Genomic DNA, 24,293 nt, shown 5'->3' on the forward strand with positions numbered 1-24,293 from the left:
TCTACTCAAGAAGGACTTGATTACTTACATCGTATAGAAAAAGACACTTTTCTGGAAGGGTTAAAAAGCATTGATATGAACCTGTATAATACGCTGAAAGATGCCAAAGACGTAGACAATCCGATTGTGATGAAATTTAGGTTTAAATCCAAAATTTAAATTGACTATTCATTTATAATGAAATAGTGGGTACAACCCATTCGGGCAAATTCAATCAGTTAGCGCATCTGACACAATATCTTAAATTAAAAAAAATAGGTTTAAAGCCATTACCCAATCTACAATCAACATTAATGGTTTAAGCTTAATGCCCTGATAAAGATCGAAACCCACAATATTAATTTTCTGAAAATCAGTAAATTAATTTTCTGGAACCCTTTTTGCATCATATCTATCGTAGTCTAAAACCAACGGACTTAATTTTTTAATTATATTTTTCAATTCAAATAATTTTTAAAACTATGAAAAACCTATTTTTTGTATCTACCATTTTATTGGTATTTGTAAGCACTTCAATTTTTGCGCAAGACGATACTCGCAATAATTTTAAGCTAGGAGTAAAAGCAGGTTTCAACTATGCTAATGTTTACGACAGTCAAGGTGACGATTTTGTGGCTGACGGAAGATTTGGTCTAGCTGTAGGTGCTATAATGGCCATTCCATTAGGCTCAACATTTGGCTTTCAGCCGGAAGTATTATATTCGCAAAAAGGTTTCGAAGGTTCAGGTACTTTTTTAGGTACTTCTTACGAATACTCTAGAACCACGCACCACATTGACATCCCTTTACAATTGCAAATTAAGCCAAGTAGCATGATTTCAATCGTGGCAGGGCCTCAATTTTCCTATTTGGTTCAATCAAATAACAAATTTACTGGCGGGGGATTATCTACAGAGCAAGAACAAGAATTTGAGAATGATGATCTACGCAAAAACCTTCTTGGTGTAGTTGGCGGTATTGATGTCAACTTGAACCCTGCAACCTTCGGGATAAGAGCGGGTTGGGATCTATCTCAAAATAATGGCGATGGCACTTCAAATGATCCTCGCTATAAGAACCAGTGGCTACAAATGACTTTTGGTCTTTGGTTTTAATTAATTATCTTACTGAATAACAAACTCTAAAATAATTTAACCATGGGAAATCTACTTTATTTAATCGCCGTAATTTTAATCATTGGCTGGTTAGTTGGCTTTTTTGCCTACAGCATGACTGGTATTATTCACGTACTCTTAGTAATTGCAATTATTGCAATTTTATTAAGACTCATTAGCGGAAGACGCGTTTAGATAATCTAATTCAACATTTTATAAGCCGGAGTATTAAGATTCAAATCTTAGTCTCCGGCTTTTTTATTTTCTATTTCTTCTTCCCAATTGGCCTAGGAAATTTTCCCGTTAAGAAATAGGTGGAATAAATAGGCTTTCTTGAGCCAAAGACTGTTTGTGCACAGCGTTTTCTTTGGGTCGCCTATTTATGGAACATATTTTAGGGAAAAGATCCTCAGCCTTGTTCACCGACCGTAGGTGGGTCTGCCGACCTTTGGTGGGATTTTTTGGTTCTTTGGCATCAAGACAAAAGAAGAGAAAAAAAGAGTTTAGCTAATAAATTCGATATTACGCATCGCACTCTTTTCAACACAAAGAGTTGTTTATGAATTTATTCAAGTCGTTAGATTTCAACAACATTTGGAAGTTTTCTCTTTTCTTTTTGTCATTGCCACAAAAAGAAACAAAAAAGTCTAGACAAAAAGAAGCTTCCTCGCACAAGGCCAACGCCGGCCCGCCTTTTTGTCCTCCCACCCACAAACAGCCATTCCTCATTGGTCTTTTTTTCTCTTTCTTCTTCTTACTTCGGCCTAGGAGATTTCCCCATTAAGAAATATGTGTAATAAATAGGCTTTCTTGATTCAAAGACTGTTTGAGCGCAGCGTTTTCTTTGGGTCGCCTATTTATGTAGCATATTTTAGGAAAAAGATCCTCAGCCCTGCCTACCGTCAGGCAGGCTTGACTTTTTGTTTCTTTTGTGTCAAGACAAAAGAAAGGAAAGGTATAGTTTAGCTATCAAGTTCGCTATTATGCATTGCGCTTTTTTTAATACAAATAGTTACTTACAATCTTCTTCTAGCCATTGATTTTCAATACTATTTGGAATTTTTCTTGTTACTTTTTGTCATTGCCACAAAACGTAACCAAAAAAGTCTAGACAAAAAGAAGCTTCCTCTCGCAAGGCCTGCGCCCACATTCGGTCGGCAGGCTGGCTCGCCTTTTTGTTTTCCAGCCCGCAAACAGCCATTCCTCATTGGTCTTTTTTTTCTCTTTCTTCTTCTTACTTCGGCCTAGGAGATTTTCCCGTTAAGAAATATGAGGAATAAATAGGCTTTCTTGATTCAAAGACTGTTTGAGCGCAGCGTTTTCTTTGAATCGCCTATTTGTGGAACATATTTTAGGGAAAAGATCCTCAGCCTTGATTTTTTGGTTCTTTGGCATCAAGGCAAAAGAACGTAAAAGATGAGTTTATCTGTAGTTTTCACTATTAGAAATTGCAATCTATTTAATACAAAAAGTTGTTTTAATAATTTCATCATATAGTTGAATTTCAGTTGTTTATATGCAATAGTCACACGTGGCACGCATGCGCCAGCATGAACCAGTATGAAGGGCAAACAGCCAGTTGTACAATTATTTTTAATCTATCCTAAGCCTTCTGACAAATAACATTGTAGGGGCAGTATTCGCATTTCTTGGGATCCTCTACTTGATTCCAGCTTTGCTGTGGGTTGAACAAATCAGCCAGTAATTGCTGTAACCCTTCCCTGAACTCCGGTAAAATTTCCCTTACATCCTTTACTTCATTGTAATTGGGTCTAATGTCTTTCTCATCAGACATTTTTATTATCGAATCTGTAAGACTTCTGGTAGTAATTACACCTGTTTGAAGTGGTTTCTCCTTTGAATAAGTATCCATGCTTTCAATAAGCAATGCATAAATCAGCGTTTGAAACACCGCTTTATTTCTATTCTTATCCTCACGATCCGTCAGGCTAGCTACAGTAGTGAATTTCACATCTGCTCTTCCTGTTTTATAATCTAGCACCCTCATCACTCCATCCTTTTCATCAAAACGATCGATTGAGCCATTGATATAAGCAAGCTCCTGTTTTCCATTCACCGCAAAGCCAAAAGGCATGGGATCGTCTTTTTTGCGACCCGACTCCAGTGCCAAAATGGTAAATGGTGCCTGCTGCTCATCAAAAGCAATCAGATTAGCAATGTAATTATCTAAGGCAACATAAGCCAAATGATTATTGCCCGTGAGTTTTTCGTCCAACTCATTTATCTCCCAATTGAAGGCCTTTGCAAACCTTGATCTTAGCAATGAAGGATATATTTTACGTAGCGAAGCAAAATCCTCCCGCTCAATAGTCGGTCGATTATTTCGCTGCTGAATCTCCACATACAAATCCTCCATCGTCTCATGAAGGATATTCCCAAATACCATCGGGTCAATTTCTTCCTGAATATCCTCAACCTCATTCAATTTCAAAATATATTTGAAGTAGAATCGCAATCGGCAATCCAGATACGTATTGAGTGCGGATGCCGAAAGACTTGCTGAGTTTCCTCCTCGGGTCAAATAATTTCGCAACACACGCATACTTTGCTCATCCTTTGGTACCTCTATCACCGATGCGCCTGCCAGTCTGATGCTATTGCCCAATTGAAAAACCTTGCCTTTGAGTAAGCCTTCCATTTCCATTTGAAGCAGAAAACGGCTCTTTTCGCCTTTACTAATACCGCCTTCGACTTCGGTATTGTAAAAAGCATATACCTCATTGGCACGCTGCATTAGACGGTAAAAATGATACGATGAAATGGCGTCCTTATGCTCCGGCGTCGGCATGTCGAATGCCTTTCGCAGATTATATGGCACAAATGAGCTTTGGCTTGAGGCGGGAGGTAATACACCTTCATTCATCGATAACAGGATAATCCGATCAAAATCGAGCAAACGAGTTTCCAGCACACCCATTATCTGCAAGCCCAGCAGTGGTTCTCCTTGAAACGGCAATCTTATCGATTTAGCAAACTGACGGAAAAGCATTAAAAAGCCATTCAAATCAATCTTCATTTTGCTTTCTACAAATACATCTTGCAAGCGCTTTATCTGTGTGTAGAAATGGTAAATGCATTCTCCATCAATCTGATTGAGCTGATAATCCTCCCGCTCATTCATTTCGGCATAAAGTGCCAAAAGAATATCTTGAATATGCTCGAAAATATGCTCGTCTTGGAGTTCGGCAAAAAGCAGCTTCAATACCGCTTGGTCATCCCGTAATTCTACAGCCTTTATTCTTATCAAATTATCCTTTAGTATCCCATCCAGTTTCTCTTTGGAATAGGACGGATACAACCCTTTCAACACCGGATGCGCCAGAATTGAACGGACATGCTGATGATAAAAATGGTGCTTTTCGTCTTTGCCATCGGCGAACTGATACATGATAAGCAAATGCTCCAAAAAGCTATGAATGGAGGAAGCTTTGAGTGGGAAACCCATGGTGACATTGAATTGCTCAATTTGTGGCGGGAGGGACTGTAAAATAGGCATTAGCAGTCGCTCATCCGGCAATACCACGACAGTACGCTCAGGCACAAAATCCGGCAATTGGCATATTTCTGTTAACAGTTCACCTGCTTTTTTCACTTGTCCCACTTCTAAAGGAACAGCTATGCGATGGAGCATTTTGCCCTCTGCAAATCGATTGGGTAAATGGGCAGGAAAAGTGACGTCAAACGGAGCTCTATTTCTGTATTTTCTAAGGAAATATCCAGCCTCGTGATTGTCCTTATTGAGGTAATAATGATCTGCATCCCAAAAAATTCTCGCTCTATCAGTTTCCAGCAAATAGCCAATAATCTTTTCTTCAGCAGGAGTCAATGCATTGAAGCCTGCAAACCAATAGCTGCGTTTGCTATCCCAATTATTGCTTTCGAGCTGATCTACTACCTGGCGGATAAGTGCTCCGGGATAGCCCAATCCCGCTTTGGCAAGCGTCACATTAAAATCCTGATAAATCGCTGTTAAAGCCTCCCAAAGTTCGAGGAATTTTTGTTGATGAGTAGAAAGTTGCTCGCCAAATTGTTCCCAGAAAGCTTTAATCAGTCGCTGATGCTCCTCACTAAATTCCGCAAAACTGATATCTAGCTCTTTCTGGCGATAGAGGATTTTGAATAAATGCGCTGCATCTACCAAATACTTATCAATTTCATCGAAATCTTTGAGCAGCATTTCGCCCCAGAAGTAAAAGCGATCTAAGCGTTCCGATCCTTTGGGCAGGCGCTTTTGGAAAATCTTGTACAGTTCCAAAATCAAGGTAAGCTGATCGGGGACTTGTAAGCCCGATTGCTCTTGCACAAAATCCTCGAAACTGATGATTCTTGGCTCCCATACGGGTTTATCTATCAATTTGGCCAAATGCCTGCGAAAGAATAAACCGGCGCGTCGATTAGGAAATACGATGCATACTTCATGCATTTGATCGCCTTTTGCTGCGACTAATTCCTTTGCTAAATCTTCCAGAAAATCAGCCATTGTGTACCTCCTCAATTTTTTGTGAATCGGTATAAAGCACAAAGCCTTTCACATCATGATAACCCATAGAGCTGAGCAGCGCCATATAACTTGCCACTTGGAGTTTGTCTTCATTCTTTTCGAGACCTGTTTTAAAATCGATTACTTGGGCCATTCCATCTTTGAGCATGACCCTATCCGGACGACTGCTATTGCCATTGGGACTTAACACAGGACTTTCGTTACGGATTTCCCAATCACTATCGAACCATGATTTGATTTGTGGATCGGCCAGTAATTGCTCGAATAATTGATGGAGTTTGTGCTTTTCGCCTTCATTTATCCGGCCTTCGAATTGAAATCGCAATATGGCGCCTTCGACATCTTGCAAGCTTTGGATTTCGGCCATAAGATCATGTAGCAATACGCCATATTTACGACGTTCTTCGGCTTCGGGAATATTTGCGTATTGTAAAGCTTTGTGTCTGGATCGAAGTCGTATTCTCTCCTGCCAAGGATGAATCGGAAAATCGTTAATATTTGATAATCGATATTCGTCTGATTGAATTCCTACGTTCTTGTCCAATATTTTAGCATTCTCTAACTTGCCCCATTGGAAAAATGAGCTTTCCGTATCTATCACAATGTCGGCATTATCACTCTTCCAATTAGCTTGACTATTGAATAGGCAATCGTACAATAGCGTACCCACATCATTGATGCTATAGGCACCATCCTTATTGAATTTGGGCTTGGCCGCACTTATATACAAGGCGTTTTCGGCGCGAGTAGTGGCTACATACAGCATATTAAGATTGTCCATAAAAGCCTGTGTTTTCTCCTTCCAATATTCCTCGGCAAAGGTTGAATTCGCCAAATTAGAGGTATAATTGATCGGCACCGGGATAGCGATTTCCTCTTCCCCCTCCCGCATATTCAGCAGTCCATTTGCTTCCTTATCGATCCAAAGGAAGTTGCGAAAATTGCCTCCTGTGAAATGATCTAATCGCCAATTTGCATAAGGGATAATTACTACCGGAAATTGTAGTCCTTTCGATTTATGAATGGTCAAAACCCGAATCGCATCCTGCTCATCCGAGATAATTACCGATTTTTTATGTCCTTCTAAGTGCCACCAATCCAAGAAACCTTTGAGGTCTGATACATTGTTTTTTTCGAAGGCCAAAACGGCATCCAAAAAGGATTGTAAATAGGCAAATTGCGTTTTGATCTTCAGACCCAGAATTTCAATAAGCTGTTCGCTGAGTTCATATACAGAATACTTACCTAGTGTATCAATGGAATTGATGAAAGCGGGAGGTAAATCGGCTTTTAGTTGATCGATATTACTTGGCGACCAAGTGCTGGCGGTATTGGTCAAAAGCCTTAATCGTGTGTTGACCAAGGCAGCGAGTGAAATGGTATCATCCTCGTTGTGGATATAGCTCATGGCATGGATAATACATTGCACTACTTGCGCGTCACGAATAGCCAAGGCCTCTTTAGAAATCACATCAAAGCGGTATTTGCTCTCCTCCAGACCAGCTTGGTAGTTGAGTAGATAGTTGATCAGTTCATTGCCTTCACTATTATTGCGAACCAGCAAAGCAATATCTTTGAGCGCATGGCCCTTGTCTTGCAATTCTATTAATTGGCTTATCAGGTTTAACTTTGCCAGTTCTTTCCAGCCATTTAGTTCGCCATTCCCATCTTCTTCCGCTTCGAAAAACCGGATGGCTACGGCTCCTTTGTTCTTATTTTTTATGGCATTTGGCGAAGCTGTTTGTTGGGCACTCGCATAGGCACGCGTTATGATATCCTCGTTCTCAGGATTGGGTGAATTCACCAAGCTCTTAACAATATCAGGGCTGACGGCATAAAGCTGGTTGTTGAAATCAATTACATTTTCGAGACTGCGCCAGTTGGTTTCTAGATTCTCAATTTCGTAAAATCCTTTACCAATATCGGCTTCTACTTTTTCAAGCAACAATTTCCAATCTCCTCCTCTCCAGCGATAGATAGATTGCTTCACATCACCTACCACTAGCCCTTCGGAACCATCGGCGATACTATTGGTGACTAATGGCTTGAAATTCTCCCATTGCAAAGCCGAAGTATCTTGAAACTCATCGATCAGATAGTGTTGAAACTTTGTCCCAACTTTTTCATAGATAAATGGTGTTGGATTTTCACCAATAATCTCCCGTATCAATGGTGGAGTATCGGCCAATAGTAGTATGTCTTCTTCTTGCTTATATTCCTGAATTTTGCTTAGTAATTTCAGAATCACTCCAAAGGAATAGAAGTCTTTGAGGATGCTATTTATGCTAACTAGTTTGGGGTTATTTTCTGCGTAAAACTCGATCATTCCAATCAAATGACCTTGCAGAAAATCATCTGCTAGCTGCTGAATCGCATTGGCATGTGGAGAAGCCTTTTTGTACCAACCATTTCCATCAGCGGCAGATAAGACTCTTGCGCCTGGTGCTGCGAAATCTCCGTTTGCCCATTTATCAAAAAAACCTGCAACGCCGCCTTTACCATAACTAAAATCATCTAGACCAAAGCCTGCACTTTCGATTCGCTGCATAGCTTCCTTACCACGTCTTTCCATCTCCGTTTCTAGCGCATTTCTCTGCTGAAACAGCTTGTTTTGAAACTTTCGGACGCTCGGTTTTCCAGCCAGCTTCTCTAGCGTTCTCTGATAATATCCGAACTCTTCCTTATGAATTTCATTGGCCAGAGTTCGTATTTCTTCCTTTACATCGTATTTTTTATCATTCTCAATTCGGTCTTTCACAAAGTCCACCAGCCAATTTGTTAGGTCTTGGTCTTTCCCCAAATCGAGCAAAAGTTTATCGATGGCAGCTTCAATCACTTTATTGGAATCCAGCTCTAATTCGAAATCACCTTGCAGACCCAGCTCGCGGGTAAATGCCCGCAATACTTGCTGAAAAAAACTATCGATGGTTTTGACTGCAAAGCCTGAATAGCCATGCAAAATAGCAGAAAGCGTCGCTCCTGCTCGTACTCTGATATCTGTAGGGTCGAAGTCTGTTCTTTTTACAATTTCCTTCTCTAGTGTATTATCTTCTCCCTTGGCTAGCTTATCCAAAAACTCGATGATTCTTCCTTTCATTTCCTGCATGGCTTTGTTGGTGAAAGTCACCGCCAGTATGGATTTGTAATAGCTCGGCTCCCTCAAGGCTAAAGCAATATAATCGAGTGCCAAGGTGTAGGTTTTGCCCGAACCTGCAGAGGATTTATAAATTTTGAAAGGAGCGGTCATAAAGGAGATTTATATAAAGAGAAAAGAAAAAGCCATCATCTATGTATGCTAGACGATGGCTTTTTCATTAGGCATCAAGGATTGCCGTTGATGACACTTCCAAAGAATATGGCATTGAAAAACAGCTTATTCGTACCAAACCAAGTTCCTCTGAAGTTTGGATTATCTACAAATGAAATTACATTCCCGCGGCCGAAACTACTTACCAGAAGTGAGGCAGAACCCTTTACCTTTTCCAAATTCGCAGCTGAAATATATCCACTCAATAGCGGCGAATCAGTATATTTTGCTACTGTATTGAAAGGATTGCTCGCAGGCTTGATGAAATTGGTATGATTGCGATATACCGGCAAATATCTTCTAGTATAGCCATAGGCTAATGGATGGCTGATATCTAAATCCGTAGCATACATGGAACCGCCGACAGATTGTGATCCACGATATTCGCGTGACTCAGCATAGTCGATTCTATCTGGCATTGGCGCATTGGGTCCATCTACTCTTTCTAAAGTGCCGAAGCCATTGGAGGATAACCATGTAACAGCAGAACGTACACCAATGATGTTGCCGCCATCGCGTACCCATTGTTTTAAGCGATTGGTGGTGGATTCGCCAAAATTGTAATTGCCAGAAACCAATATTAGTGTATTGTAATTGTCCCAAGAAACACGTCCAAGCTGATCTGAATCTACTTTTGTGATCGGCATGCCTAATTTGGTGTCCATCAAATGCCATATTTCTCCAGCCTCGGTGGATGAAGCTCCGCTACCAATTACCATCAGCACTTTGGGGCGCTGTAAGGTTACGACACTGCCACTGCCTAGATCAACGCCTTGCAGACTATATCCTCCCGCCACCGAATGTACGGGAACGTTAGCTTCGTCTGATGCAAACTGCACAATTTGATGCAATTGATCAGGCGTCATGTTTTGAACTTGAACAGGTATGCTTATTGAGCCATAGCCAAAGTCAAATTCTTCATCTTTCATCGTCTTCACTTTCAGTGGCTTTGTAGCCACCTGAGCGATAACTCCATAATCCTGTAAAATCCGCAAAGCCATTGGTGCATTGTAGTCTTTCCACTCAAAAAGGTAGGCATAATTCGTTTTGGTAACTGCCGTACGTGCGGGAGGTGTATGTACATAGGGTTGACTTTTTGCCAATGCCGTGCCGGTTACTTCTGCATAAGGCATATTGTAGGAATTGGCCATGCTCCAAGACGACGCATCATAAAAAATGCTGTCGTAAAAAGTAGTCACATCCTCAAATACGGAGCGTACCATGCGATATTGCGTTTGGCTAGTGGGCACAAAATAGCCTTCACCTTGTTTAAATTGCTTGTTGTTGGCTGAATAATCTCTTTCTAATTCGTAAATCTCTATCTGATGATCTTGCAATAGCTTCAAAAAGCGGCTGGTTTTGCCCTTATCATCTTTATCACCAAAAACATAGCCTTTGATGGGACTTGCATTTGCCTCCGTGATGGCTGAAGCAAAGAAATCGACCATGTGTTGGTGAAATAGCTCCTTATTTTCAACCGTACCTCTTACTGTGGCAAGAGCCGTTCTTAGCTGGTTGCGAATGGTAAATGCAAAAGTCACATCGCCCGTACTACTCGACTGTACATGTCCACGAGAGCTTGCCTGCTCGAATACCAAACCGAGGCCGCCATGAATATCCGGGTAGGTCGATCCATAACCCACGTAGCTATTGTCATACTGCTCTTTAGTGAAATATAGCGAACCGATTTCGTCCAATGACTCCGCGAAATAGTCTGCAAGAACGACATTCAACACATCGTAATTACTTCTTGGCACTACCGGATTTTCAGATCCGTAAGGTTTTGTAGGCTCGAAGAAATAGGTGCTATTGGTGCCCATTTCATGGTAATCCGTTAATAGATTTGGTCTCCATTTATGGAAGAAGGCTACTCTATTTTGGCTCTCAACATGCGCTAACGGAAACCAATCACGGTTCAAGTCGAACCAATAATGGTTGGTTCTGCCACCCGGCCACACTTCATTATGCTCTCTATCAACAGGATCAGCCACAGGTGGGAAACCCTTGTGCATATTCGCCCAGTTGGCATGGCGATCGCGACCATCAGGATTGAAACTTGGATCGATCATAATTACCGCTTCATCCAAATAAGACTGTACCGTTGGGTCTTCATTGGCTATGTAATAGTAGGCTTCGAGCATGGCTGCTTCAGCACCTGAAGATTCATTGCCATGCACATTATGCCCTAGTAGGATAATGGAAGGCATATTCTCAAAACTGCTCGGCGCCTGATCGGGCTTGGAAAGCTTCAAATGATTCAGCCTGATTTCCTCTAATCGAGCATGATTGGCAGGCGAGGTGATGGTCAAAACTACTTGAGGTCTTCTTTCATTGGTATAGCCAATGATTTGAAAAGTAGCCTTATCGGAAACTCGCGCTAATTCTTGAAAATAAGAAACGATGCGATCGTGGCGGGTGTGCCATTCGCCCACTTCATATCCAAGGAAATCTGCGGGAGAAGGAATCTGCGCATTGAGCTGCGTTCCTTCAGGGTAGAAATAGGCATTTTGTGCATGTAAGTGTAGCGGGAGGGAAAAAATGAATAGGGCTACCATTACAAATGCTGAAGTAAATAATCTCTTCATATTTGGTATTTTAAGGTTAGGATTGGATTAGGGAATAAGTTGGAAAGATATTAGGATGCATGCAAGTATGAAAGGGGAATTTTGTGGGGTGCGGGAATATATTGAGGGTTTAAATTTTGGCTTCATTATGAAAATTCAGAATAATTGGATAATTGAAGGGAATGGCTTATGTTTATGAGGAAACGAGGATGAATTTAGTGATATGGCTTGTGGCGAAGGGGAGATAGGAAACGGGTTCAGATATTCCTCCAAATCGAAGGCAGATGCAAGTAAAGATTTTTTAGACATAAATGCTGGCCGCAAGTGTAAACAACAATTTAGACAAAGAAAATAAATGAGTATTGAGAAAAAAACATCAATATTTGACTTGAACTCTGTTGAAGTTCATTATTGGTTCAATGACAATACTCATTTAATGGACGCATTTATTCAAAATAGATGCGAATATGAGCTTTTAGGTATTTTAAAAGAGATTTCAAGCACATTCAAAATTGAAATCATTATTGAGACTAAACCATTAGAAAATGGTGGACTTAGGCGTTGGTTCAAACTCGCTTCTAGAGAAGAGAATAAAAAAGCGACAATAACTACTGCAGTTGTTACTGCTCTACTAACAACTATACTTGTAACACCACTTTCAACAACAATATCAAAGCTCACAGAAAAAGCAATCGAAAAAATATTTGAAGATCCTGAGTTAATATACCTAGAGAAACAAAAACTAAAATTTGAAATTGAAAAATTAAAACAAGAAACAGGTTACAACATTCAAACACTTGACGGAAACAATGTGGTAAAGAAAAAAAAATCAAACTTTTACAACTCACTAGACAAATACAAAAAGGTTGAAAAAGTAACATTTACTCTTACAGCCAACAATAAAAAACCTATCGAAGAACAAACCGTCCCCAGAGCAATTTTTAAAGAGTTCATTCTAGTAACAGACGAACTTGAACCCGAAGTACTTGATGACGTTGTAATTGAAATCATCTCTCCAGTCCTTAAAAAAGGAACATATAAGTGGATGGGTATTTATAAAGGCGAACCTGTTCCATTTAGCATGAAATCAAAAGAGTTTAAGGAATTAGTTCAAAAGGGTGATATTCAATTTAAAAATGGAACCTCAATAAATTGTAGTCTAATAATTAAGAAAAAAATTGATAACGAAGGAATTGAGAAAATCATAAACATTGAAGTTTACAGAGTAAATCATTACTTTGAAAACGACAAGCCAATTGAAACGCCAGAAGGCAGGACTAACAGAAAGAATAATGAAGCAGAGAAACAACAACTAAATTTATTTCCTACTAACAATGACACTAACTAATAAAACACCATGGGCGAACAGCTCCTCTGCAAAATTTCCAGTTCAGTGGTTAATAAAGCATTGTGCTCCCATCAAAATTCTGCTCGAGGCAGTGAAGTGCTTTGAAATCGTTTTTTAGCGGCCTTAAAACATACGAGGTTATAAATACCAAGAAAAAAGTAATGAACTATGGATTTATCTGATATTGGAAATATTTCATCAATAGCTGGACTTATAATCTCTATAGTCACCTTAATCATTGCGTATATTGTTAGTAACGAAGTTAAACGGATACAATTTAGCAACTTATTTGACAGGAGAATTACTAAGTATCTTACTGATATTGATAAACTTCAGAGTGAATTGATTAGTAATATTTCTGATGTTAAAACGAATGAAATTAGAATCAAAGAAATTCTTGTAAAAGAATTAGCTGCATTTGAAAGTCTTTTACCTAAACTGAGTGATAAGAATGCAAGACAAAAGACTGTGAAAATAATAGCGAAAATTGAAAAGTTGAAAAATCACGATTTTTATCAAACAAATATTGAAAGTCCTACTGTATGTGATAGAATAGTTTTTCAATATAAATTTTTTGTATCAAATATGTCGACAAACAAGCGATTGTTAAATCTTTATATTTTAATTAATGAAAATTACAATCGTATTGAAGAGGTTAAACTTGATAAAAAAGCTTTAATAAAATGATCCCACAAAACAAAATATCAAAATTTTTAGGTCTTTTGATTAAAGACTCAAAATCAGGAAAAGTTGAATGGACTATTAGTTCTTCAAAAAGAATTAATTCATTGGAAGGTGAACAAAATTTAATTGGTAAAGTGTATGAAGCTAAATACCTAGAAAAATACTTGCGAATATATAAATATAGTGAACCTGTTCAGGTTGATGAATTTGAATTTCAAGATAAGGTTTTTTTTAAGCTGGAATTCGTTGATGATTATGAAAATAATTTATGGAGTTTTCCTTTTTTTATGCGTGAATTGAGTGATTTATATAATATAGTTCAAATAAAATCTTCTGGAATTGATAAATTTTTTGACCAATTTGATAATGGTGAATTATAATAATTGCCTAGAAAGCACTTTGACTAAGGATGCCCTTTTAATTGCAGGATTTGTAATGCAGAGGTTGATATGCGATAAATAGGATTGATGTCGAAAATAGCATTGATTGTATTGAAAAGAAATAGATTGACAAGCTTTGCAAAATTGTGATAGTTGTGAATCGTAGTAAGCTTAAAATAAAAACCCTATGCCAAGGCTAGAAAGTAATTTGATTATTAAGAGATGTCCTCATTGTAATGTTGACAACCCAAATTTGACAGAGGCTACTAGATTTAGTACTCAAAGCTTCAATGGCTCAAATCAGAGAATATGGGTGACTTATTCTTGCCAAAGATGTGGTGGTGTGACTACAGCATGGGCACGTCAATATAACCATGAAATACATCAAATGTTTCCTAATGCTATTTCTCTTGACAGTTCTATACCTGATAGGGCAAAAGCTTATTTGGATCAAGCAATTTATAGCCTTCATGCTCCGGCTGGTTCAATTATGCTTTCAGCTAGCTCTGTTGATGCTATGTTAAAGGAGAAAGGATACAAAGATGGTTCACTTTACAACAGAATTAACAAAGCAGTTGAAGACCATTTAATAACTAATGAAATGGCTGAATGGGCTCATGAAGTCAGACTTGACGCTAATTACCAAAGACATGCCGATGAATCAGTTGGTTTACCAACAGAAAAAGAAGCCCAAATAACAATCGATTTTACTTTAGCACTTGCACAGTTTCTGTTCGTAATGCCCTCAAGAGTACAACAAGGAATTGAAAAGGCTAAAGTTGAATAAAAGCCTATCCTTTAGCGCATTTTTGCAAAGCGTAATCATCTAATTGTAGGGTTTGTAATCCAGAGATTGATGTACTCGATAAGGAATTAATGTCGCAAAAAGCTTTGATTGCGTAAAAAAAAATAGATCGACACGCTTTGAAAAAGTGCACCAGTGAAATAATTTAAAACAATGAAAATCAAAGACAAAAAAAATATTCTCCTCAAATCACTCTACGCAAAAAGGTTTGATGGCAAATATTATGATGTGGAGGAAATCCTAATAGGAGGATTGGGTCAAACAAATAGACATGAAGCATATAGCATCGCTCAGGCATTGGCAGATGTTGGATTCCTCAAGATAATAGCGACTAAGGATGGAACTCATGCCGAGATAACTTCAAAAGGAGTTGAATACATAGAAGATCTCAATACTTTAATTTACGAGCCTAACGACCCAATTGAAATAGAAGAAAGAGAGACAATTAACAGTAAGCTCGACGAATTTTCAGAAAAATTAAAAAAGATTGAAGTCGGGCAACAAATTACCTATGATGATTTGATGGATGAACTTGAGACTTTAAAGAAATTACTTAATGTTCTTGGTAAAAAAGATTGGAAACAGATGTTGAAAGGTAAGCTAGTTGATGCTGGATTTGGCACAGTAACAGACAAAGTATTTGATTTACTTATTGAAACATTTAATGATAATAAACTATTAAATGGATGATTCGCCCTACAAGAAATAGTCGAGTAGGCAAAGGGGAATCCCACCTTTAAAATCTTTCACAGAACCGTGTCTGAACCTCTTAATTGTCTGAAACACGGATTAGACGGATAAAAAGATTTCACGGATTGTGTCGTCTATCTAGTCCTGAAATGGGTTTATAGGTTCCGAGTAATCAAAAAAATCTGTGTCATCCGTGTAATCTGCTGCAATCCGTGATTCTGACAAAATGAGGCTGGCTTCCATATTAAAAAGGAAATCAATAAATTCGGACTCACTATTGAAAACTTAGCTCTTGAAATTAGCCAGATTTAATGGTTATTTATTTATGTTAGTCAGAAACTAAAAAAATGGCTGTAAAAGTAGACAACATAGAACTTGATAAAAACAATGTCGAATTCAACAATGCTGCTGAATTTGTTCGACATACTGACAAACTTGTTTACTTGACAGGAAAAGCAGGAACGGGTAAGACGACTTTTCTAAAATATATCAAAAACACCACCGACAAGAACACAGTAATTCTCGCACCTACAGGAGTTGCTGCAATAAATGCAGGTGGCGTTACTATTCACTCTTTTTTTCAGATTCCTTTCGGACCATTTGTTCCTGACGATTCAAGATTGAGAACAAGTGCAATAGGAACGGAAAACAGAGAAACAATCTTTACGACTTTCCGCTATCGTGAAGACAAAAAGAAGATTTTAGAAAACCTTGATCTCTTGATCATTGATGAAATTTCAATGGTTCGAGCTGATATGCTTGATGTAATTGACCGAATTCTCAGAGTGTTTAGACGAAAACCATATTTACCATTTGGTGGAGTTCAAGTAATATTGATTGGTGATACCTTCCAACTTCCGCCTATAGCTGATAATGAACAATGGGCAATTTTGTCCCAGTTTTATAAAACACCTTTCTTTTTTAGCTCAAAAGTGATTGAGCAAAACACACCACTCTACATTGAACTAAAGAAAATATACAGACAAAATGAACAGGAATTTATAGACCTACTGAATCGTGTTAGAGTTAATCAAGTTAGTCAAGCGGACTTTAGAACTCTCAACTCCAAATACAATCCCACATTTTCAGGTAATGGTAGTGATTATATAATTTTGGCGACACATAACAATATTGTTAATGACACCAATCTAACTAAGTTAAACCAACTTGAAACACCACTTTTCACATTTGAAGCAAATGTTACAGGAGAGTTTCCTGATAAGCACAAGCCAACAGACCATTTTTTGAAATTAAAGTGTGGTGCTCAAATTATGTTTATCAAAAACGACACAGGAAATTTTAAACGCTACTTCAATGGGAAAATTGGAAAAATAAAAGAACTTGAAGAAAAATCAATAACCGTTGTATTCGATAACGAATCGGAAGTTGAAGTAGAACGTACCGTTTGGAATAATATCCAATACACTTACAATAAGGAAAAAAAGAAAGTTGAAGAAGAAATTATCGGCACTTTCGAGCAATTTCCAATTCGTTTAGCTTGGGCAATTACAGTACATAAAAGTCAAGGTTTAACTTTTGAAAAAGTAATTGCAGACTTAGGTAGAGCTTTTGCACCGGGACAAGTTTATGTTGCGTTAAGCCGATGTACTTCTTTTAGCGGATTACAGCTTAAAACTCAACTTAACCAGTTTGCTATTAAGACTGACCCACAAGTTTTAGAATTCGCTCAAAACGAAACGCCAGGAACCTTAATAACAGAACAGTTAAATACTGGTAAAGCTGATTTTTACTATAAGAAGGCAAGAGAACAATTTATTAAAGGAAGTATCAAGTCGTCTTTTGACTACTTTAAGCAAGCATTAAAGTTTCGTAACGACATTGATACGGATAACTTTGAACGATTTGTAGTTACTCAATGCGCAAGATTATTGAGCTTTCAAGAGAAGTTCAAAATTTCCCTCGAAGAGCAAAATCAATTAAAAGAAGATATTGAAGAAGCTCAAGAAAAGGTTGAAGCATTATCTCAAGAAAATTCCAAAAAAGCACAGAAAATCAAGGAACAGAACTCTTCGCTTGAACTACTCTTGAATAAAACGAGAGAGTTTGAAACCGAAAACGAGCGACTCAAAAAGAAACTTAAGAACTTAGAGAACAATCTATCTGAATCACAAAAACATTCCAGTCTACTTGAATCAAAGTTAAAATATACGGAATCTGACTTAGCTGCTAAAAAGGAAGAAATTAAAGCCAATAACACTGAAATACAACGACTTATTAGCTTGAAATGGTACAACAAACTATTTGGAAAGAAATAAAAAAGCACTATACTCCAGTCGATTAGGTAAAAACAACCTCTAAACCTCAAATAGAACCTTTAGTGAACCTCTCAATTTCTAAGCTTAATTGTCTGAACCACGGATTAGACGGATTAAAAGATTTCACGGATTATCTAGTCTCACGAGTCCTAAAACAGGTTGACAAATTTCAAGTAATCAAAGAAAATCCGTGCAATCCGTGTAATCTGTGGCAATCCGTGATTCAGACAAAATGAGGCAGACTTCCAAATTAAAAAGTAAATCAATAAATTAGGTCTGAATATTACGATTTCTCATTGGGTATCTGTTGAACATGGGTGATGGATTAAAATATAAAGAAATAACAGAGAAGGTTATTGGAGCCTCTTTTGAAGTTCACAAATTCTTAGGGAATGGGTTTCAGGAGGTGATTTATCAAAGGGCATTGGCCTACGAGATGAGTAATGCAGGGTTACTTTGCTAGAGAAATAGAACAAGAAATCTTCTACAAAGAAATGGAAGAACCTATTGGCACTAGAAGAGCCGACTTCTTGGTAGAAGGGAAAGTATTAGTAGAGTTGAAAGCTATTTCTCAATTAGACGACGTACATATGGCTCAAGTACTCAATTACCTTAAAGCCTATAAGCTAGAAGTTGGTTTACTTATCAATTTTGGCGGTAAGAGTTTAACATTTAAGAGATTGGTGTTGTAAATGAGGGAATCTGTCTGAATCACGGATTAGACGGATTAAAAGATTTCACGGATTTTGAATTTTACCTAGTCCTGAAATAGGTTGTCAAAATTCAAGTAATCAAAAAAATCTGTGCAATCCGTGCAATCTGCGGCAATCCGTGATTCTAACAATAATATGTAACTGCACATCCCCTAGCGCACTTTTGCAAAGCGTGTTGTTTTAATTTTAGGATTTGTAATCCGAAGGTTGATGGAAGCGAGAAGGAAGGGTTTATTGGACTAATAGCATTTTGTGTAGAAAAGAAAATAGATCGGCATGCTTTGCAAAAACGCGCCAGTAGCAGATTTTTTCTAAATATCCATAGCCCATGGTTTCAACCGTGGGATAAAGGAATGGCACAAATCATTTTACCGACCGAAGGTGAGCCTCCCGCCTCAGTCGTTCGAAAATAGAATTTGACATCAACCAACCGCTCTCCAACTCCAACAACATTTCTTCAATATACTCTGCTTTCTTGAATCATTTGCTTTCACTTCATTTGTCTGAACTATGATCAAAACTGATTTTTTGATGGACTATGATATCAGCTCTTTTTTGAGCCGAGTATAAAACGCTTTCCCAGAGTGGCATGGTCTGAACCGTACGTAATCAATGGCACAACATCACCGAAATAGGCAGCATCATTAGAACCGTAGTATCTAAACTGGCGTTCAGCTTCTGAAAAGTTGCAATAAATAAAACATACGAAAATTAGCTTAATGAATAATCAAAGTATAGCATATTCTATTTTGGAACTTGCTGTTGTTTCTCAAGGGCACACCATAAAACAGACCCTAAACAACTCCTTAGTAGTAGCAAAAGAAGCGGAAGCCAATAACTATAAACGCATTTGGTTTGCCGAGCACCATAATTCAGCTAACATTGGGAGCAGCGCTACCTCCTTGCTTATCGGCTACGTTGCGGAAAATACCCATACCATTAGAGTCGGTTCGGGTGGTATTATGCTTCCCAACCATTCTCCCCTAATCATAGCTGAACAATTTGGCACCCTCGCTCATTTGTATCCGGATCGCATTGATTTAGGTCTCGGCAGGGCGCCAGGTACAGATCCTCAAACGGCTCAAGCTATACGATCAGATTTTATGCAGGGAGCACATTCATTTCCCGGTGAAATAAAGAAAATTCAGAATTACTTTTCCTTAGAAAACAAGCATTCGAATGTACGGGCCCCCATTGCGGAAGGCACAAATGTACCATTGTTTATATTAGGATCCAGTACAGATAGTGCTCATTTGGCAGCAAAAGAGGGGTTGCCTTATGCTTTTGCAAGTCACTTTGCTTCAACCCATTTGCATAATGCTTTAAGAATTTATGACCAAGAATTTCAGCCTTCTGAATTTCTAAAACATCCATATACTATAGCTGGGGTCAATGTTTATATTGCAGACACCGATGAGGAAGCGGAAAGGATATTCACCAGCTTAATTAGGATGTTTATGAGTATATTAACTGGAGCCAGAGACCCATTACAGCCGCCAACCCAAATGGACGAAGAGTTGAAAGAAATATTTCAACATCCTTCCATAAATCAAATGCTGAAATACTCTTTTGTAGGGAGTAAACAGACTGTAAAAAATCAGGTAAAAGTATTTCTTGACCAAACAGGAGTGAATGAACTGATTGCTGTTTCTACTATGTACGACATACAAGACCGAATAAAATCTGTTCGCTTATTTGCAGAAATAATGGTTGAAATAAATGAAGACAAATAAAAAACAAAATTGCCGATCTCTCCCCTAGTGCGCTTTTGCAAAGCATGTTGTTTTAATTTTAGGATTTGTCATCCGATGGTTGATGGAAGCTAGAAGGAAGGGCTCATTGGACTAATTGCATTGATTGGGAAGAAAAGAAAATAGATCGGCACGCTTTGCGAAAACGCGAAAGTAGATGCAGATATTTTTCAGGAAATTGAAATTGTCGGATAGCAAATCTTCCTTATCGGGATTCGACATTACAAATGGCGAATAGTTGACTGGTATGATTCAGACAGTAATATGGGTGGATTCCAGATTAAAAAAAATCGATAAAAACGGACTCACTAATGAAGACTTAGCCCTTGAAATTAGTCAGATTTAAAGGGTTTTTATTTATGTTTATCAGAATGTAAGACGACATTCTCAAAAACAAAGAAGATGACTCAATCCGAACTTATAATTTTAAATTTTAAAGAGATAAGAAGAAGAAGTATAAAACTTTGGAATGGACTTCCTGAGAGCTATTATAATTGGAAACCTGACGAAAAAGCAATGACTGCCATAGAAATGGTTAGGCATGTTTTAGAAGCCGATTATGGATGGAATATTATAATCAATAATGGGAGTATGACAAATTATCAAACACCTTGGAAGAATCGACCATTCATTAGTGTTGCTGACGAACTTGAATTTGCTAAACCCTATAGAAACACATTTTTAGAAAGTGTTCGACAATTTTCGGATTCGGAATTAAACGAAACGGAAATCGTTCACCCCGGAAATGGAGACAAGAAAATCCTTAAGAAATATTTATTACGGATTGGATATCATGAATCTGTTCACGCAGGACAATTCCTTTCGTATTTAAGAGCAATGAAAATTAATCGCCCAGAGATCTGGGACTGAAAATGAAAAACACTATTCTCTAGTCGAGCAGGTAAAGAAAAAATAAAGGACTTACTCAAGAACAATTAGCAGATCTAACAAATGTTACGGTTCGCACTATTCAACGCCGAGCAATTGTCATAAAAACTTAGAATGATTTACCTAAAAACAAGCCTTATATCAAACCAGCAGGGTCTCTCTACTCGGATTGATAAGAAACAAAAACACTCATTGATCAAATATTAACTAAAAATGCGTAGCATCATATTCCTCATATTTCTCCTTCTCTATTCATTGGACGGTTTTTCTCAACAAAAATCCATCGCTATTACGATAGATGACGTTCCGAATACATCAAAATTTCAAGAAAGTGATTTCCGTTCTGTCTTATTGGATCAGCTGGATTCAATGGATGTTCCATTTACCATTTTCATCAATGAAAGTAAAATTTTTCAAACCGAATCAACTGAGAAAAATATGGAGCTCTTGGATAGTTGGATTGCTCATGAGAACTCTACTATTGGCAATCACAGCTATTCACATCTGCGCTATTCGGATGTAGGATTTGCCCGATTTGTAGAAGATATCCAGAAAGGTGAAATTCTATCTGATTCAATATCCAAAGTTTATGGTAAATCAATTAATACGTTTCGCTTTCCCTTCAATGATATGGGAAAAGATTCCATTGAACATAAGCAGATAGGAGACTATTTAACTTCAAATGGATATGCAATTGCTCCATTTACTGTTGAAAGTTCAGATTGGATGTTTGATGCCGTCTATCGACATTATTTGGAAAACGGTGAGGAGGAAAAAGCCCGAAAGATTGGAAAACAATATGTGCAGAAAACCTTAGAATTGCTTAGCTTCTTTGAGGATTTGACTCAAGAGATTTACGGCAGATTCATCAGTCATATTTACCTCTGCCATGACAATGCGATAAATGCTGACTATTTGCGTGAGATTGTCTCCGAGTTGAATAAAAACGGTTATGAGATTATTGGTTATGAAGAATCTTTAAGAGATCCGGTTTATAATCAAATAGACCATTACTATCAAAAATGGGGAGTGAGTTGGTTGTATCGCTGGATGGACACTCAAACTGAGCGTGTAAAATGGATGAAGCAAGAGCCTTCTTTAGCAGATATTGAAGCGATATTTAATAGTATTTCATCAAAGTAGAAGCTCTCTATTTAAAAGCTCCTCTTAAAGTGTGAATCAAAATACTAGTATTGTTATTATGTGTACCTTGTCTATTTTGTACATTCAGCTGTTTTTGCGGTTCTCTATTTTCGCTAAAAATAAAAATGAATAGGGCATCTATTGCAAATGCTGAAATACGTAATTTCCTGTCTAAATGAAAAAAGTTAACAATACGACTTTCGACAAATGGAAAATAGACTCAACTGTTTTGTTAATGAAGATGTTAGCAGCCATTCTGGAACGACACCGCAGACTGTAAAATGAAAGAATATTTTGCACTTCAATATAAAATGACAAACAGCAGGTTTAAAGACACGGGGTTTGAACCATTATTTGCATATCTCATTTTGACAGTTGGGTTCGTTGGACTTTCAATTTACTTGTTTAGCAAGACAGAATTTGCTGAATACATTTTTCTGCTTTCGGCTCTGACATTCATCGGCAAATTTTCAGAAATCCGAAGGACCGAGTTTTTAAAAATTTGTTTTGGCGAAACAAAACTGAAAAAAATAAGAGTAGCGGAAAACTTTATTGGCTCATTGCCATTTTTAATTTTTCTGTTTTACAAACAACTCTTTCTTTCTGCACTTCTATTGTTTGTTTTAGCGACAATTTTAGCCCTTGTAAATTTTCGGACAACCATAAACTATACATTATGGACACCATTTTCAAAAAGACCTTTTGAATTTACGACAGGTTTTAGAAATACGTTTTACTTGTTTTTTGCGACATACGCATTGACAATTATTGCCGTTTCTGTAAACAACTTCAATCTTGGCGTATTTGCAATGTTGCTTGTATTTGCAACCACACTAAGCTTTTACACAAAACCAGAAAATGAATACTATATTTGGGCTTATAACGTAGGCGCCAAAGAATTTTTGTTTAATAAAATTAAAACAGCAATACTTTTTTCGGCATTGCTTGCATTGCCAATAGCAATAATTCTTGCAATTTTCTACCCTCAAAATATTGGCACACTCTCACTTTTATTTTTGGTTGGGTGGGCATTTCTAACTAGCATAATCGTTAGCAAATACGCTGCGTATCCTGATGAAATGAACATCACGCAAGGTATTCTTTTAGCTCTTTGTATTTGGTTTCCACCTGTACTTATAGTTATAATTCCTTACCTTTTCAAAAAATCTGAAAACCGTCTTAGTCGCTTGTTGAAATGATTGCAGTCCTAAATTTATCAAAGAAATACGGGACAAAGGAAGTTCTGAAAAACATCAATATACAATTTGACAATGGTAAAGTATATGGTATTGTTGGCGAAAATGGTGCGGGAAAAACGACTTTGTTTAGGTGCATCGCTGGCTTAGAAAATTGCGAAGGCGAGATCAGTTCAAATCAGATCCCAATTAAAAATTATCTTGGTTTATTGCCGACAGACCCTTTCTTTTTCCAAAAAATTACAGGCAAAGAATATATTCAGTTACTATGCCACGCAAGGAACATAAAAATAACTGACATTGAGGACAGAAACATATTTGACTTGCCATTAAACCAATATGCTTCTACTTATTCAACAGGGATGAAAAAGAAATTGGCCCTGACTGCAATTCTTATGCAAGGAAACAATTATTTTATACTTGACGAGCCATTTAACGGAGTGGACATACAAAGCAACATTATCATTGCGGAAATTGTCCATAAACTAAAAGCACTTGACAAGACAGTTATTATTTCATCGCACATTTTCTCAACATTGAGCGACACTTGCGATGAAATACATTTACTAAGCGACGGGAGTTTTATCAAATCTGTTCAAAAAGAAGACTTTCCAGCATTGGAAGCAGAAATGAAACAGATGACAATAAGAAATAAAATTGAAAGATTAGGACTGACATAAAAATAGCTGCTAGTCGAGTAGATGGCCGAGAGCCATAAGCCTGCGGTGCGCTTCTCCCACCAACCGGTACGTACGAGAGCTACGCTCGGTAATTTCACATAATTGTTCACTACCATATACGTCGGTTCATTGGATTATAGGTTGTGCCAGCCTGCCGGCATGGCAGGTTTTAAGATAATAGGCAAGCATCGATTCATATCCTTTTCTTCTTAGACGTGATAATTAATCGTTTGCGCAGGATCGGGCTTTGAG

General features: G+C 37.8%; 18 protein-coding genes and 1 pseudogene. 16 read left to right on the plus strand and 3 right to left on the minus strand.

What is annotated here, in order from left to right:
* Positions 1-461: 461 nt before the first annotated feature.
* Positions 462-1,094, plus strand: a complete 633-nt coding sequence (locus ACOXY8_RS10715) for a porin family protein (protein WP_458331588.1) — start codon at positions 462-464, stop codon at positions 1,092-1,094.
* Between the two features lie 42 nt (positions 1,095-1,136).
* On the plus strand, positions 1,137-1,289 hold the full coding sequence (locus ACOXY8_RS10720; protein WP_458331589.1) for a lmo0937 family membrane protein: 153 nt from the start codon (positions 1,137-1,139) through the stop codon (positions 1,287-1,289).
* A 1,408-nt stretch (positions 1,290-2,697) separates the two neighbouring features.
* Here ACOXY8_RS10720 and ACOXY8_RS10725 read toward each other — a convergent pair.
* From ACOXY8_RS10725 to ACOXY8_RS10735, 3 genes are all read right to left on the minus strand, one after another.
* Complete coding sequence (locus tag ACOXY8_RS10725; protein WP_458331590.1) at positions 2,698-5,610, minus strand: PD-(D/E)XK nuclease family protein; 2,913 nt, start codon at positions 5,608-5,610, stop codon at positions 2,698-2,700.
* A complete protein-coding gene (locus ACOXY8_RS10730; protein WP_458331591.1) occupies positions 5,588-8,863 on the minus strand; it encodes a UvrD-helicase domain-containing protein in 3,276 nt (1,091 codons plus the stop codon). The genes ACOXY8_RS10725 and ACOXY8_RS10730 overlap by 23 nt, the downstream gene beginning before the upstream one ends.
* Before the next feature lie 74 nt (positions 8,864-8,937).
* Positions 8,938-11,508: a M14 family zinc carboxypeptidase gene (locus ACOXY8_RS10735; RefSeq protein WP_458331592.1), complete on the minus strand. Its 2,571-nt coding sequence runs from the start codon at positions 11,506-11,508 to the stop codon at positions 8,938-8,940.
* 334 nt (positions 11,509-11,842) lie between these two features.
* Between ACOXY8_RS10735 and ACOXY8_RS10740 the strand changes: the two genes are divergently transcribed.
* From ACOXY8_RS10740 to ACOXY8_RS10805, 14 genes and pseudogenes are all read left to right on the plus strand, one after another.
* Positions 11,843-12,835 (plus strand): hypothetical protein, encoded by a 993-nt coding sequence (locus ACOXY8_RS10740; RefSeq protein ID WP_458331593.1) that lies wholly within the window; start codon positions 11,843-11,845, stop codon positions 12,833-12,835.
* 168 nt (positions 12,836-13,003) lie between these two features.
* Complete coding sequence (locus ACOXY8_RS10745) at positions 13,004-13,522, plus strand: hypothetical protein (RefSeq protein ID WP_458331594.1); 519 nt, start codon at positions 13,004-13,006, stop codon at positions 13,520-13,522.
* A complete protein-coding gene (locus ACOXY8_RS10750; RefSeq protein WP_458331595.1) occupies positions 13,519-13,899 on the plus strand; it encodes a hypothetical protein in 381 nt (126 codons plus the stop codon). The genes ACOXY8_RS10745 and ACOXY8_RS10750 overlap by 4 nt, the downstream gene beginning before the upstream one ends.
* A 187-nt stretch (positions 13,900-14,086) precedes the next feature.
* The gene (locus ACOXY8_RS10755; RefSeq protein WP_458331596.1) at positions 14,087-14,686 is read left to right on the plus strand and encodes a DUF4145 domain-containing protein; all 600 of its coding nucleotides are present in this window, start codon (positions 14,087-14,089) and stop codon (positions 14,684-14,686) included.
* 171 nt (positions 14,687-14,857) lie between these two features.
* Entirely contained in the window at positions 14,858-15,394 is a 537-nt protein-coding gene (locus tag ACOXY8_RS10760) for a hypothetical protein (RefSeq protein ID WP_458331597.1), read from the plus strand.
* Between the two features lie 347 nt (positions 15,395-15,741).
* Positions 15,742-17,670 (plus strand): AAA family ATPase, encoded by a 1,929-nt coding sequence (locus tag ACOXY8_RS10765; RefSeq protein ID WP_458331598.1) that lies wholly within the window; start codon positions 15,742-15,744, stop codon positions 17,668-17,670.
* 313 nt (positions 17,671-17,983) lie between these two features.
* Positions 17,984-18,133: a GxxExxY protein gene (locus ACOXY8_RS10770; RefSeq protein ID WP_458331599.1), complete on the plus strand. Its 150-nt coding sequence runs from the start codon at positions 17,984-17,986 to the stop codon at positions 18,131-18,133.
* On the plus strand, positions 18,114-18,362 hold the full coding sequence (locus ACOXY8_RS10775) for a GxxExxY protein (RefSeq protein ID WP_458331600.1): 249 nt from the start codon (positions 18,114-18,116) through the stop codon (positions 18,360-18,362). Before ACOXY8_RS10770 ends, ACOXY8_RS10775 begins: the two co-directional genes overlap by 20 nt.
* Positions 18,363-19,102: 740 nt before the next feature.
* The gene (locus tag ACOXY8_RS10780; RefSeq protein WP_458331601.1) at positions 19,103-20,116 is read left to right on the plus strand and encodes an LLM class flavin-dependent oxidoreductase; all 1,014 of its coding nucleotides are present in this window, start codon (positions 19,103-19,105) and stop codon (positions 20,114-20,116) included.
* Positions 20,117-20,536: 420 nt separating this feature from the next.
* Positions 20,537-21,004, plus strand: coding sequence for a DinB family protein (locus ACOXY8_RS10785; protein WP_458331602.1), 468 nt, complete (start codon positions 20,537-20,539; stop codon positions 21,002-21,004).
* A gap of 44 nt (positions 21,005-21,048) precedes the next feature.
* A pseudogene (locus ACOXY8_RS10790) lies at positions 21,049-21,135 on the plus strand (hypothetical protein); the annotation flags it as partial.
* A gap of 100 nt (positions 21,136-21,235) precedes the next feature.
* Positions 21,236-22,165 carry a polysaccharide deacetylase family protein gene (locus tag ACOXY8_RS10795; protein ID WP_458331603.1) on the plus strand — a complete coding sequence of 310 codons (930 nt, stop codon included), beginning with the start codon at positions 21,236-21,238 and terminating at the stop codon, positions 22,163-22,165.
* Positions 22,166-22,446: 281 nt separating this feature from the next.
* On the plus strand, positions 22,447-23,364 hold the full coding sequence (locus ACOXY8_RS10800; RefSeq protein WP_458331604.1) for an ABC transporter permease: 918 nt from the start codon (positions 22,447-22,449) through the stop codon (positions 23,362-23,364).
* Positions 23,361-24,041, plus strand: a complete 681-nt coding sequence (locus ACOXY8_RS10805) for an ABC transporter ATP-binding protein (RefSeq protein ID WP_458331605.1) — start codon at positions 23,361-23,363, stop codon at positions 24,039-24,041. Before ACOXY8_RS10800 ends, ACOXY8_RS10805 begins: the two co-directional genes overlap by 4 nt.
* The last annotated feature ends 252 nt before the right edge of the window (positions 24,042-24,293 follow it).

Source organism: Peijinzhouia sedimentorum (assembly GCF_049340005.1).
In the GTDB taxonomy this organism is placed as follows: Bacteria; Bacteroidota; Bacteroidia; order Cytophagales; family Cyclobacteriaceae; genus CAXBDP01.

What these genes read in the sequence shown, in the direction of transcription:
- ACOXY8_RS10715 (WP_458331588.1), top strand. Translation starts at nt 462, where the DNA reads ATGAAAAACCTATTTTTTGTATCTACCATTTTATTGGTATTTGTAAGC.
- ACOXY8_RS10720 (WP_458331589.1), top strand. Translation starts at nt 1,137, where the DNA reads ATGGGAAATCTACTTTATTTAATCGCCGTAATTTTAATCATTGGCTGG.
- ACOXY8_RS10730 (WP_458331591.1), bottom strand. Translation starts at nt 8,863, where the DNA reads ATGACCGCTCCTTTCAAAATTTATAAATCCTCTGCAGGTTCGGGCAAA.
- ACOXY8_RS10735 (WP_458331592.1), bottom strand. Translation starts at nt 11,508, where the DNA reads ATGAAGAGATTATTTACTTCAGCATTTGTAATGGTAGCCCTATTCATT.
- ACOXY8_RS10740 (WP_458331593.1), top strand. Translation starts at nt 11,843, where the DNA reads ATGAGTATTGAGAAAAAAACATCAATATTTGACTTGAACTCTGTTGAA.
- ACOXY8_RS10745 (WP_458331594.1), top strand. Translation starts at nt 13,004, where the DNA reads ATGGATTTATCTGATATTGGAAATATTTCATCAATAGCTGGACTTATA.
- ACOXY8_RS10750 (WP_458331595.1), top strand. Translation starts at nt 13,519, where the DNA reads ATGATCCCACAAAACAAAATATCAAAATTTTTAGGTCTTTTGATTAAA.
- ACOXY8_RS10755 (WP_458331596.1), top strand. Translation starts at nt 14,087, where the DNA reads ATGCCAAGGCTAGAAAGTAATTTGATTATTAAGAGATGTCCTCATTGT.
- ACOXY8_RS10760 (WP_458331597.1), top strand. Translation starts at nt 14,858, where the DNA reads ATGAAAATCAAAGACAAAAAAAATATTCTCCTCAAATCACTCTACGCA.
- ACOXY8_RS10765 (WP_458331598.1), top strand. Translation starts at nt 15,742, where the DNA reads ATGGCTGTAAAAGTAGACAACATAGAACTTGATAAAAACAATGTCGAA.
- ACOXY8_RS10770 (WP_458331599.1), top strand. Translation starts at nt 17,984, where the DNA reads ATGGGTGATGGATTAAAATATAAAGAAATAACAGAGAAGGTTATTGGA.
- ACOXY8_RS10775 (WP_458331600.1), top strand. Translation starts at nt 18,114, where the DNA reads ATGCAGGGTTACTTTGCTAGAGAAATAGAACAAGAAATCTTCTACAAA.
- ACOXY8_RS10780 (WP_458331601.1), top strand. Translation starts at nt 19,103, where the DNA reads ATGAATAATCAAAGTATAGCATATTCTATTTTGGAACTTGCTGTTGTT.
- ACOXY8_RS10785 (WP_458331602.1), top strand. Translation starts at nt 20,537, where the DNA reads ATGACTCAATCCGAACTTATAATTTTAAATTTTAAAGAGATAAGAAGA.
- ACOXY8_RS10795 (WP_458331603.1), top strand. Translation starts at nt 21,236, where the DNA reads ATGCGTAGCATCATATTCCTCATATTTCTCCTTCTCTATTCATTGGAC.
- ACOXY8_RS10800 (WP_458331604.1), top strand. Translation starts at nt 22,447, where the DNA reads ATGAAAGAATATTTTGCACTTCAATATAAAATGACAAACAGCAGGTTT.
- ACOXY8_RS10805 (WP_458331605.1), top strand. Translation starts at nt 23,361, where the DNA reads ATGATTGCAGTCCTAAATTTATCAAAGAAATACGGGACAAAGGAAGTT.